The organism is Terrabacter aerolatus (assembly GCF_007991735.1).
In the GTDB taxonomy this organism is placed as follows: Bacteria; Actinomycetota; Actinomycetes; order Actinomycetales; family Dermatophilaceae; genus Terrabacter; species Terrabacter aerolatus.
In genome coordinates this window covers 1-12030 of record NZ_BJYX01000043.1, presented here as the reverse complement: position 1 = coordinate 12030, position 12030 = coordinate 1, and the positions used below count along the sequence as shown (strand labels likewise).

General features: G+C 74.0%; 11 protein-coding genes and 1 pseudogene. 1 reads left to right on the top strand and 11 read right to left on the bottom strand.

The genetic code is table 11. From position 1 onward, the window contains the following. The first annotated feature begins 151 nt into the window (after positions 1-151). On the top strand, positions 152-1147 hold the full coding sequence (locus tag TAE01_RS20085) for a stage II sporulation protein M (protein ID WP_147068583.1): 996 nt from the start codon (positions 152-154) through the stop codon (positions 1145-1147). Positions 1148-1151: 4 nt separating this feature from the next. Here the strand turns inward: TAE01_RS20085 and TAE01_RS20080 are convergent, their stop codons facing one another. The 11 genes and pseudogenes from TAE01_RS20080 to TAE01_RS20030 form a co-directional block, all read right to left on the bottom strand. Continuing rightward, entirely contained in the window at positions 1152-2447 is a 1296-nt protein-coding gene (locus TAE01_RS20080) for a DUF58 domain-containing protein (RefSeq protein WP_246111477.1), read from the bottom strand. 13 nt (positions 2448-2460) lie between these two features. After that, positions 2461-3558 carry an AAA family ATPase gene (locus TAE01_RS20075; protein WP_147068582.1) on the bottom strand — a complete coding sequence of 366 codons (1098 nt, stop codon included), beginning with the start codon at positions 3556-3558 and terminating at the stop codon, positions 2461-2463. Beyond that, entirely contained in the window at positions 3555-4901 is a 1347-nt protein-coding gene (locus tag TAE01_RS20070) for a DUF4350 domain-containing protein (RefSeq protein ID WP_147068581.1), read from the bottom strand. The genes TAE01_RS20075 and TAE01_RS20070 overlap by 4 nt, the downstream gene beginning before the upstream one ends. Next, entirely contained in the window at positions 4898-5584 is a 687-nt protein-coding gene (locus tag TAE01_RS20065) for a DUF4129 domain-containing protein (RefSeq protein WP_186815317.1), read from the bottom strand. The genes TAE01_RS20070 and TAE01_RS20065 overlap by 4 nt, the downstream gene beginning before the upstream one ends. Next, positions 5581-6909 (bottom strand): DUF7847 domain-containing protein, encoded by a 1329-nt coding sequence (locus tag TAE01_RS20060; RefSeq protein ID WP_147068579.1) that lies wholly within the window; start codon positions 6907-6909, stop codon positions 5581-5583. The genes TAE01_RS20065 and TAE01_RS20060 overlap by 4 nt, the downstream gene beginning before the upstream one ends. Before the next feature lie 100 nt (positions 6910-7009). Then, positions 7010-7522, bottom strand: coding sequence for a P-loop nucleotide/nucleoside kinase family protein (locus TAE01_RS20055; protein WP_246111476.1), 513 nt, complete (start codon positions 7520-7522; stop codon positions 7010-7012). Positions 7523-7592: 70 nt separating this feature from the next. Further along, positions 7593-8483, bottom strand: a complete 891-nt coding sequence (locus TAE01_RS20050; RefSeq protein ID WP_147068577.1) for a GNAT family N-acetyltransferase — start codon at positions 8481-8483, stop codon at positions 7593-7595. A gap of 75 nt (positions 8484-8558) precedes the next feature. After that, positions 8559-9215 (bottom strand): ribulose-phosphate 3-epimerase, encoded by a 657-nt coding sequence (gene rpe / locus TAE01_RS20045; protein WP_147068576.1) that lies wholly within the window; start codon positions 9213-9215, stop codon positions 8559-8561. A 29-nt stretch (positions 9216-9244) separates the two neighbouring features. Beyond that, positions 9245-10021, bottom strand: a complete 777-nt coding sequence (locus TAE01_RS20040; RefSeq protein WP_222594197.1) for a class I SAM-dependent DNA methyltransferase — start codon at positions 10019-10021, stop codon at positions 9245-9247. 140 nt (positions 10022-10161) lie between these two features. Continuing rightward, a complete protein-coding gene (locus TAE01_RS20035; RefSeq protein ID WP_147068575.1) occupies positions 10162-11709 on the bottom strand; it encodes an RsmB/NOP family class I SAM-dependent RNA methyltransferase in 1548 nt (515 codons plus the stop codon). Next, positions 11702-12030: pseudogene (locus TAE01_RS20030) on the bottom strand (methionyl-tRNA formyltransferase); the annotation flags it as partial. The gene TAE01_RS20035 and the pseudogene TAE01_RS20030, both read right to left, overlap by 8 nt.

Genomic DNA, 12030 nt, shown 5'->3' with positions numbered 1-12030 from the left:
CTCGACGTGGCCTCGACGTGGCCTCGACGTGGCCTCGACGTGGCCTCGACGTGGCCTCGACGTGGCCTCGACGTGGCCTCGACGTGGCCTCGACGCGGATCGCGTCGGTCGACACGTCCCGCCACGGCCCACGCGCGGTTATGGTGACGCCGTGAACGTCGACGCGCTCGTGACCGCGCACCACGAGCAGTGGGAGCGGCTCGACGCGCTGAGCAGGAGACCCCGCCTCACGGCGGCCGAGGCGGACGAGCTCCTCGACCTCTACGAGCGCGTCTCGACGCACCTGTCGCAGGTGCGCTCGACGGCCCCCGACCCGATGCTCGTGCGGCACCTGTCGATGCTGTTGTCGCGGGCGCGGCTCTCGCTGGCGGGGCGCCACGCCTCGACGTGGTCGGGCCTGCTCGCCTTCTTCACGCACACCTTCCCCGCGGCGCTCTACGAGCTGCGGCGGTGGTGGGTGTCGACGCTCGTGGCCAGCATCGTTCTGGCCGCCCTCGTCGCGGGATGGACGGTCGCCCACCCCGAGCTCTACACGTCGCAGCTGTCGGCCGAGCAGATCCGCGCCTACGTCGACACCGACTTCGCGGGGTACTACTCGGAGTTCGCGCACCACGAGTTCGCGACGCAGGTGTGGGTCAACAACGCCTGGGTCGCGGCGCAGTGCATCGCCTTCGGCGCCCTCGGCCTGCCGGTGCTCCTCCTGCTCTGGCAGAACGTCGTCAACCTCGGTGTCACGGCTGCCCTCATGATCAGCCACGACCGGGCATCCCTCTTCTTCGGGCTCATCCTCCCCCACGGCCTCCTCGAGCTGACCGCCGTCTTCGTCGCGGGCGGGGCCGGCCTGCGGCTCTTCTGGTCCTGGGTCGACCCCGGGCCGTTGTCCCGGTCGGCGTCGTTCGCGCGTGCCGGGCGGACGGTCGTGGGTGTCGCGCTCGGGCTCGCGGCCGTCCTGCTCGTCAGCGGTCTCATCGAGGGGTTCGTGACGCCGTCCGGCCTCCCGACCGCCGCACGGATCGCCATCGGCCTCACTGCCTGGGGCGCCTTCCTCGTCTACGTGTTCGTCGTCGGGCGCCGCGCCCACCGCGACGGCGCGTCGGGCGACGTGGCGTCCCGCGCAGTCGGCGACGCGGCCCCCGTCGTGGGGTGAACCGTCAGAGCAGGCCTTCGCTCTTGAGTCGGAGGTAGTGGTCGGCGAGGCGGGGCGGAAGGGTGTCCGCGTCAGCGTCGATGACGTCGACCCCCAGCCGCTCGAGAGCCTCCGCGACCCGGCGACGCTGGGTGACCGTCCGCTCGGCCGCTGCGGCGCCGTATGCGTCCTGCACCGTCTCGCGTGCCAGGCGCAGGGCCGTGACGGCCGGGTCCGAGACGCTCGCGACGACGACGCGGTGCCGCCGCACGAGGGCCGGCAGCACGGGCAGGAGGCCCTCCTCGACGGCTGCCGGTTCGAGCGGGGTCAGCAGCACCACGAGGGCTCGACGGTGACCCCGGCCGATGAGTCCCGAGACGAGGGCCGTCCAGTCGGTCTCGACGAGCGCTGCGTCGACCGGCGCGAGCGCGGAGACGACGTCGGCGAGCAGCGTTCCCCGCTCCGCCGAGCCCCCGACCCGGACGCGGACGACCTGGTCGCCGGCGATGACGTCGACCCGGTCGTGGGCCCGGCTGGCGAGCGCGGTCAGCAGCAGCGCAGCGTCCATGGCGGCGTCGAGGCGGGGCACGTCGCCGACCCGGCCCGCACTCGTGCGCGACGTGTCGACGACGATGACGACGTGGCGGTGCTGCTCCGGCTGCCACGTGCGCACGACGACGGACGAACGCCGGGCGGTGGCGCGCCAGTCGATGGAGCGGACGTCGTCACCCTCGACGTAGTCTCGCAGCGAGTCGAACTCGGTGCCCTGGCCCCGGCGCCGCACGGCCGAGCGGCCGTCGATCTCGCGCAGTCGGGAGAGCCGGCTCGGGAGGTGTCGCCTCGAGGGGAACGGGTGCAGGACCCGCACGGTGCCGGGGACCGCCGTCGAGCGCTGGCGGCCGGCGAGGCCCAGCGGACCGAAGGTGCGCACCGTGACCCGGTCGGCCACACGGTCACCGCGGCGGGTGGGGCGCAGCGGCGTCCGGACCCGGACCCGCTCACCGGCGGGAACGCGCAGGGAGTGGCGGTCCGGCGAGGCCCCCGTCGAGGGAGGCCAGGCATCCCGGAGCAGCCCCCGGACGCCGCGCCGCCCGTGGTTGGTGACGAGGACGTCGGAATGCGTCACCTCGCCCAGGCGCACCTGGGCCGGGGTCGCGCGCTCGAGCACGAGGCGACGCGGGGACGCGGCGAGTGCGACGTCGAGCGCCACGAGCGCCGTCACGGTGAGCGCCCACAGCACGACGCTCGCGGCCGTCGGCCACCACACGAGAAGGACCGCGCCGGCGAGCATCGCCCACGCGGTGCGGGTCGTCACGACCACGGACGCACTCCGCTCACCGCGGTACGGGTACGGACGCGAGCGCGCTGTCGAGGACGGCGGTGATGCTCACGCCCTCGAGCTCGGCCTCCGGACGGAGGGCGAGACGGTGGGCGAGCGTGGCGTGCGCGAGCGCCTTGACGTCGTCGGGCGTCACGAACCAGCGCCCGTTGAGCCAGGCCCAGGCGCGGCTCGTCGCGAGCAGCGCCGTCGCGCCGCGCGTGCTCACCCCGAGCGAGATCGACGGCGACGTGCGGGTCGCCCGGGCGATGTCGACGATGTAGCCGGCGATCTCGGGCGACACCTCCACCCGCCGCACGGCGTCGGCGCCGGCCTCGAGGTCGGCCCGGCCGGCGACGGCCGTGATCCCCGCGGTCGACAGGTCGCGCGGGTCGAAGCCGGAGGCGTGGCGCCGCAGCACGGCCACCTCGTCCTCCCGGGGCGGTAGCTGCAGCGTCACCTTGAGCAGGAAGCGGTCGAGCTGCGCCTCCGGCAGCGGGTAGGTCCCCTCGTACTCGACGGGGTTCTGGGTGGCGGCGACGAGGAACGGGGTCGGCAGCGGACGCGGCTGGCCCTCGACGCTGACCTGCCGCTCCTCCATGGCCTCGAGCATCGCTGACTGGGTCTTGGGCGGCGTCCGGTTGATCTCGTCGGCGAGCAGCAGGTTCGTGAAGACCGGACCTTCCCGGAACGTGAAGTCGGAGGTGCGTGGGTCGAGCACGAGGGAGCCGGTCACGTCTCCCGGCATGAGGTCCGGGGTGAACTGGACGCGGTTGGTCGTCAGGTCGAGCGCTGCGGCGAGCGAGCGCACGAGCAGCGTCTTGGCGACGCCCGGCACTCCTTCGAGGAGCAGGTGGCCTCGGGCGAGCAACGCCACGATGGCGGCGCTCACGGCCGCGTCCTGACCCACGACCGCCTTCGCGACCTCCGCCCGCACGGCATTCAGGGCGTGGCGGGCGGCGTCCGACGCCGCCGCGTCCTCCCCGCGAGGTCGGTCGGACGAGCGCGGCAGCGAGTCTCGCGAGGGGTCGGGGACGTGCTCCCGTGCGGTCTCGGGGAGGTCCTGCGCCGTGGCATCGGCCACCGTGGTCTGTGGTTCGGGGGTCTGGCTCATGCGTCTCGCACGCTCTCCTCGATGTCGGCCAGCTCCTGCGAGAGCAGGAGCAGGTCGCGGTCGGTGGTCGGGTCGGGTCCGTCGAGCAGCTGCTCGACGGACGAACGGGGTGTGCCGGACGCCCGGGAGGCGGCGTCGACGAGGGACACGACGGGGGTCGACCGGGGCAGGCCGAGACGGTCGGCCAGACGGGTCCGGGTGCCGACCCGCAGGACGCGCGCGGCGAACGGCCGGTCCGCGGCCCGGTGGTAGAGCCGGCCGCGGGCCTCGGTGGTCTCGCTGGCACGGACGACGATGGGCAGGGGCTCGGTCACGAGACGTCCGAGCCGACGCCCCCGGGCCAGGGCGAAGGCGACGACGGCGGCGCCCAGCAGCCAGGCGGCCGGAGGCAGCCACTCGGGGACTCTTCGGCCCGGGTCGGCGACCTGCTGGCCCGACGGGTCGGCTGCGTCGAGGTCGGAGACACCCGGCACGTACCAGAGCAGGTGTTGCGTGGCGCCGAGGGCGCGCAGCGCCAAGGCGGCGTGGGCGCCGTCCAGCACCTGGCCGTTGCTCACTGCGCGGGCCGAGCCGAGGACGACCGTCTCCGGCGCCGCGCCCTGCGCGGGCAGGAGGACGAGGGCGCCGGAGGGCCGGGCGGTCGAGGCGTCACGGGTCGCCTCGGTCGAACCGGACGGCCCGGACGGCCGGGACACGCCACCGGCCGTGGTGCCGGTGGGCTGCGCGTTCGGGAAGCAGAAGGTCGCGCCCGCCGCGGAGCGTGACGGGGTGGCGCCGTCGACCGACGCGTAGCTCCTCCACGATGCCTCGAGCCGATCGCGGGTGGCGGCGACGGCCGTGGTGCACTCGGCCGTGAGAGACCGCGTGCCGCCGTCGGTGACGGTCAGCGGTAGCGCGAGGTCCTGCAGCTCGATGTCGTCCGGCTCGACGAGGACGAAGCGACGGATCTGCTCGACCGCTCGCGTCAGCCTCTCGGCGGCACCGGGCCCGAGGTAGGAGGCGTCGGCCATGACGACGGTCCAGTCGTGGCGCGGCCCGGAGCTGTCGAGGGTGCGTTCGAGGTCGCCGACACTGCGCACGACCGTCACGTCGACGCCCTGCTGGCGCAGGACCTCGGCGACGGCACGACCCCCGCCGCGCCCCGCGTCGTCGGGGTCGAGGGGCAGCCCGGAGGTGTGAGGCGCGGCGACGAAGACCACGAGCAGGCCGAGGGCGACGCCTGCCGCCGCCAGGAGGACGACGAGGCGCATGACCGTGCGTCGGGTGCTGCGCGGTGACCGTGGGGGGATCGTCGTGATCCAGGCGGCGGGGGCGGTCGTGGCGTCACGGGCCGGGGCGGTCATGGCGCTCCCCCGACGCTCGCCCCGGCTGCAGTCACCCTGCCGGACTGCACCGCCGTGAGAACGGGACGCGTGGCCCGGAGCCTGAGGTCGAGGTCGAGGACGGAGCGGGCGTCGTCCGGCACCACCGTCGCTCGTCCGTAGACGACGCGGTCGAAGAGGTCGGCGGCGATGCGCACCTCGCCCGCCTCGTGCGGGAAGACCACCGCGAGAACCCCACCGATCTCGTGCGCGGTGCGCCCGGGGACGTCGTCGAGCAGGGTGCGCTCAGCGGACGCGGCCACGACCGCGCGGACCGCGTCGGCCGCGGCCGCGGTGGCATCACCTCGCTGCAGGGCCGACTCGGCCCGAGCCCGGTAGCCGTCCGCAGTGAGCCGTGGCTCGTCGAGGACCCCGCCACCGGGACCGGTCCGGGAGACGGTGGGCGAACGACGCACCGCGACGAGCAGGATGGCGACGACCACGAGGGCGAGCACGACGAGCACCACGGGCAGGGCCCAGCCGGGGGCCGGGACCTGTCCGTCGAAGCCGGGCTGGTGCTCCTGCAGCCAGTCGAGGAAGCGCTGCAGCGGACTCCGGTCGTCGGCATACGCCGCCGAGGAGAGCTCGTGGGCCAGCCAGGAGCGCGCCTGCTCGACGCCGGGGTCGATCGGCGGGCCCGTGGGCAGCGACGCCGCGGTGCTCACGTCACCGGGGCGTCCTGGCCCTGCCGTGCCTGCTGGAGCAGCGCCACGTCGAGGCCCTCGTAACGGATGCGCTGGTCGACGTAGAGCAGGGAGTCGACGCCCGAGCTGAACGGCGTCGTCAGGACGCTCTGGACGAGGACCGTACCGGCCTGCAGGAGGACGAGCATCCACGCGGCGCTGGTCACCGACCCGCTCGCGAGGACGCCGACGACGATGCCGATGGGAGCCGTGATGACCGAGCCGGCGATCGCCGCCACGATCCCGGTGAGCAGACGGATCCCGAAGATGCGCCAGAAGCCCCTCCGGCGCGTCAGCTGCCACGAGCGCCGCAGCGCGTGCACCGGTCGGACGCCCTCGAGCACGACGATGGTGATGGCGAAGCCCCATCGCACGCTGAAGAGGACGAAGACGACGGCCGCCACCACGCTCGCCAGGATCGTGACGAGGACGGCACCACCGCTGGAGCCGTCGCCGGCCCCCACCCACGCCGCGACGACGACGCCGACGAGAAGGGCGATGACGGCGAAGGCAGCGAGGCCGATGATGAGCAGGACGCCCACGGCCGGGAGGATCCGGCCGCGCGCCGCCCGCGCCGTCTCGCCGAGGCCGATGCGGCGGCCCTGGACGCCCTGTCCGATGACGACGGCCATGAACAGGGGCAACAAGAGGCCGGTGACGTACACGGCGAGGGTGGGGACCAGGGAGGCGACCTCACCGCCGAAGAACGCGTCGGCGCTGCCGGACTGGCCCGCAGACCCGTCCAGGGCGGGGTCGAAGGTCGGGTCCAGGCTGGTGGCGCCGGAGAGGGTCGTGGAGAGCCAGACACCGATCAGGGTGAGGGGCACGAGGACGACCGCGGTCGTGACGAGCGCCAGCCCGATCGTGGCGGCAGGGTTGCCACGGACGGCGGTCATGACGCCGCTCCAGATCGCGCCGAGGTTCAGCGGTCGGAGCGGGATGATGCCGGGCTTCGGCGCCAGCGGCGGTGGTGTCCATCCGGCCTGCGGCCACGGGCCGCCGGGCTGACCGGGCTGAGCGGGAGCCGCCGGCGGTGACGGCGACGGGGACGTCGACGGCGCACTGCTCGGCGGCGGACAGCCCTGGACCGCGTCACCCGGGGACGGGTATCCCGGGGGCACCTGACCCGGTGGCGGGTAGGCCGGTCCGGGAGGCACGAGGGGGCCGGGCGGCGGTCCCCAGCCGGCATCCGTCGTCGGGTCCGCGTCGCCCGTCGCTCCCGTGGACACCTCGCCCAGCGCATCGCGGGTCGCGTCGCCCGACGACGTCGACGCCTCCGGTGCGCTCCACCCCTGCTCGTCGCTCACTGTCTCCGAACCTCCCTGTCGGTCCGCGGCAATCTACCCCGCCGGCGCGCCTGCCGGGCCCCAGGACTCACCATTGTCGCGACACCGTGTCCGGGGTCGGTCAGCCGACCGAGGGAGGCCACCGATGGCGTCGCCACGCCGCCCACGTCGAGAACCCCTCGGGCGGGTCACCGACCGGCTCACTGCCGTCGAGCTCCCCCGGTGTCGGGACCTCGATGGCCGCCGCCCACGCCTCGAGCTGGTCGTCGGACATGGGCCAGGTCGTGTGCGGTGCGTCAGCCTGGCGGCGGTCACGCCGGCGTCGCTGCTCCTCCGACGTGAGCTCGACGTAGCGCATCTCCACGGTCGCGCCGAGGTCGCCGGCAGCCTGCCTCAGCGCGGATCGCTCGTCACGGCCCCAGAGGCCGAAGTCGATGACGACGTCGGTGCCCAGCTCGAGCGCACGCAGTCCGATCTCGATGAGCCGTCCCTCGATGACGTCGGATGCTGACGCCGGGTTGTCCGGTCCGTAGAGGGCCTTCATCCACTCGTCCTTCGTCAGGCGGAGCGCGCGGCGCTCGCTCTCGAGACGGCGAGCCGTGGTGGTCTTCCCGGTGCACGGCAGGCCCACCATCAGGAACAGCGTCGGCGGTCTGGTCGTGCCGGCTGGCGCTCCACCCGTCATCGTGCACGTCCTCACGGCATCAGGCCGGCCGGCGGAAGTCCGTGACGGCGGGCAGGGTCCGGAAGCCCGCAGAGGCGTAGGCCGCCACGCCTGCGACGTTGCTGGTGGGAGTGCACACCGTCGCGCTCGAGGCGCCCATCTCCTGCAGGGCCGCCGCGGCCGCGACGGTGATCGCCCGGCCGTGGCCGTGTCCTCGGTGCTCGCGGTGGACTCCGAGGGGTTCGATGAGCCCTGGACGCCCGCTCCCGGCCGACCACACCGTCACCGCGGCGACCGGCTTTCCGTCCTCGTCGTGACCGACGAGGCACCGGGCCTGGCGGTACGGGGACCCTGCGGCCATCGTCTGCCAGGCGTCCGCGGTGAAGGTGGAGTTCTCGAAGGACGCGCGGTGGACCTCGACCCGTTCTGCCACGCGCTCCGGCACCGCGCCGTTGGCGCCGAGGGGGCCGACGACCTCGACCCTGAGCCCGCAGTCCTCGACCGGATCGGTGAGGTCGCGACTCAGCGGCGTCCACGACTCGTCGTCGAGCCAGCCGTCGTCGGTCAGCAGCGCACGCAGCGCGGAACCGGCTCGCGCCTCCACGCACGCGTCCCCCGGTGGGAGCACGCCTCGAGCCGGGTCCGTGAGGTCGGCCAACAGCCGTGAGGCGAACGACGCGTCCTCGTCGACACTCGGTGAGATGCCGAGCCGGACCAGCCCGGGCCCGTCGACGAGCCCGGCCGCGACGACGACCCCGTCGCGCCGCCACACCCGGAGATCGGCGGCCAGCTGGCTCTCGCCGACCTTCCAGTTCCACCCGAGGTCGCCGGGGTGCAGCTGGACCGCGCCCCCGGGTCGCTGCCACGACGCCAGCGCCGCGACGGTCTCGTCCAGGTCCACGACGCTCGGGGTCTGCAGGGACACGGGCATGCGGTCATTCAACCCCGAGAGGCACCCTGCCGCCCAAGCGTTTTCACGAGCCTGGCCATCCGCTCTCGGCGAGGGTCAGTGCCGGTGACGTGTCGCGAGTGCCCGCAGCTCGTCGACCGCCGCCGCGGCGTCGTCGGCCCCGTACACGGCAGAGCCCGCGACGAACACGTCGGCCCCGGCCTCGGCGCACTGCTCGATCGTGTCGGCACTGACGCCGCCGTCGACCTGGACCCAGATCTCACCGCCGTGGCGCCGCACGGCCTCGCGCACCTCGCGCACCTTGGGCATCTGGTCGGCCATGAACGACTGCCCGCCGAAGCCCGGCTCGACGGTCATGACGAGCACCATGTCGAGGTCCGGCAGCAGGTCCTCGTAGGGCCCGAACCCCGTTCGGGGCTTGAGAGCCATCGAGGCGCGCGAGCCGGCCGCGCGCAGCGCACGGGCCAGCGCGCGGGGGTCGCGCGCCGCCTCGACGTGGAAGGTGACGGACTGGCAGCCCGCCTCCGCGTAGAGCGGCGCCCACCGGTCGGGGTCCTCGATCATGAGGTGTGCGTCGATGGGGATCGGGCTCACCTTGAGCAGCGCCTCGACGACCGGAAGACCGAGGGTGAGGTTCGGGACGAAGTGGGCGTCCATGACGTCGACGTGGGCCCAGTCGGCGCTCGCGATGCGCCCGAGCTCGGCCTCGAGGTTGGCGAAGTCGGCGGACAGGATGCTCGGTGAGATCTGCACGGGCACAGCCTAGGCCGCACGGACGGGCGTCAGTCGGCCGCCGTGGTCCAGACCGAGACGTGCGACGCGGAGTCGGCCGTGAACGGCGAGCGGTCCCAGTCGGCCCACCGGTCGCGCAGGCGCAGCCCGGCGAGTCGCGCCATGAGGTCGAGCTCCGAGGGCCACACGTAGCGGTGCGCCGACGTGGCGTACGTCGCGACGCGCCGCCCGGCGGCGTCCTCCCCCGCCTGGGTGTAGTGGTGGGACACGCTCAGCTGGCTCACGACGTCGACGGTGTCGAAACCGACGTGCCGGCGACCGACGTGGAAGGGCACCGCCGTCTGCCCGGGTGGCATCCGGCGCAGCTGGGGCACGAAGACCTCGATGACGAAAGCTCCTCCGGGAGCGAGCTGCTCGGCGACCGTGCGGAAGCACTGCACCTGCTCGTCCTGGGTCAGCAGATTGGTGATGGTGTTGTAGGCGAGGTAGGCGACCGCGTAGCCGCTGCCGACCGCGGTGGTGGCCATGTCGCCGATGGTCACGGGTATCCGGTCCCCGCCGGGCTTGCCACGCAGCTGCGCGACCATCGCCTCCGAGGCGTCGATGCCGTGCACCTCGACCCCGCGCTCGGCGAGCGGCAGGGCCACCCGGCCGGTGCCGATCGCGAGCTCGAGCGCGGTGCCGTCGCCCGCGAGCTCCTGCAGCAGGTCCACGGTCGGCCCGAGCACGTCCTGGCCGAACATGTGCGCCGAGCCGGCGTCGTACGTCGGGGCGACGCGCTCGTCGAAGGACGTGGGCTCGAGGTCACCGGTCGCGTATGCCGTCACGCCTCCATCCTGCCCACCGATCGGCCGGTGCGCGAACGCTTTTCGAGCCACGCGGCGGCTCACGCCTGACCTGTCCACTCGACGCACCACCCCGTCGAGTGGACACTTCGACACGTCGAGAGGGCAGTCGGCCGGGTGTTCTACCGCTTGCGCAGCAGGGCGAAGAACATCGCGTCGGTGCCGTGGACGTGCGGCCACAGCTGGACGTACGGGCCCTCGCCGAGCGCCGGGAGCTCGCGGCCGGACGCGTCGACGAAGTGGGGACGGGCGTCGACGAGCTCGACGTCGTCGCGGCGCTTGAGGATGTCGGAGACGACGAAGCGCGTCTCGTTGAGGTGGGGGCTGCACGTGGCGTAGCCGACGAGTCCACCGGCGGCCGTCGCCTCGATGCCGGAGGACAGCAGCTCGCGCTGCAGCCCGGCCAGGGCGGCGACGTCGTCGGGCCCGCGACGCCAGCGCGCCTCGGGCCGGCGCCGGAGCGCCCCGAGACCGGTGCACGGCGCGTCGACGAGGACGCGACTGAAGCCGCCGTGCTCGACCTCGCCGAGGTCGCGGCCGTCGCCGTGGCGGACCTTGAGGCTCGTGTCACGCTCGACCGCCTCGGCTCGGGCGGCGGCAAGCGTCTGCCACACGAGATCGGCACGGTGCTCGCTGATCTCGTTGGCCACGAAGGGGATCCGTCGCTCGATGGCGAGCGCTGCGAGCAGTCCCGCCTTGCCGCCGGGACCGGCGCACAGGTCGAGCCAGCGTTCGTGCTCGGCTGCTGCGCCCTGGGTCTCGGCCGCCGCGAGCGCGAGCACGAGCAGCTGTGAGCCCTCGTCCTGCACGGCTGCACGCCCGTCACGGATCGCCGCGATGGCGCCGGGGTCCCCGTCGGGCAGCGTCGCCCCCACGGGGCTGAGCCCCGAGCGCTCTGCGCCGGCGTCCTCGAGCTCGTCGAGGGAGGAGAGGCCCGGCCGGGCGACGAGCGAGACCTTGGCGGGCGCGTTGTCGCTCTCGAGCAACGCGGTCAGTGACTCCTCGACGTCGGTCGGGCCTGCGGCTCCGTGCCCGATGAGCGCGGCTCGCAAGGCCTTGGCGATCCAGACGGGGTGCGAGGTGCGCAGGGCGAGACGCTCGACCGGGTCGGACACTCCCTCGGTCACGAGGTCGGTCCACTCCTCGGGCTCACGCTCGCTGATGCGACGCATGACGGCGTTGACGAAGCCGGCGGCGCCGGCCCCGTTGACCTGTCGGGCGAGGGCGACGGTCTCGTCGACCGCCGCGTGGCTGGGCACGCGCATCCCGAGCAGCTGGTGGGCGCCGAGACGCAGGGTGTCGAGCACGTTGGCGTCGATCTTGTCGACGGGCCTACCTGCGGCCGAGGCGATGACGGCGTCGTAGAGGCCGGAGAGTCGCGTGGCGCCGTAGACCAGCTCGGTGGCGAATCCCGCGTCGCGACCGCTGATCCGCTTGTCGCGCAACAGCTTCGGCAGCGCCAGGTTGGCGTAGGCGCCCTCGGCGATCTCGCGCATCGCGGTGTAGGCGGCCAGTCGTGTGGGATCCGTGCGACGTGCCCGCTCCGACGGCCGCTGCTCGGACCGGTGTCCGGCCGACCGCTCGCGAGCCTGCGGACGCTGGCGCTCACCGCGTCGTCCGTCGCCGGGCGGCCGCTCGCCGGCTCCTCGCCCGCGTCGCTCGTCACTCATCCCCGACCCGCTCTCCCATGTCGATGCGCGTGCCACGCGCCCAGTCGGCGGCCGGCATCGGCTTCTTCCCGTGCGGCTGGACCGTACCGAGGCGCACCGGCGTCGTTCCGGTGCCGACGAAGACGGCCTTCTTCGTGACCCGCAGGTCACCGGCGCGCAACGCGCCACCCCCGGCGCCCCCTCCGCCGTCCGGGGCGGGTGGCACTTCGTCCCCCGTCACCACCGTCACGGGCCAGACCTTGAGCCGTTCACCGCGGAAGGTGGTCCAGGCGCCGGGGGCCGGCGTGCAGCCGCGCACGAGCCGGTCGACGGCCGAGGCGG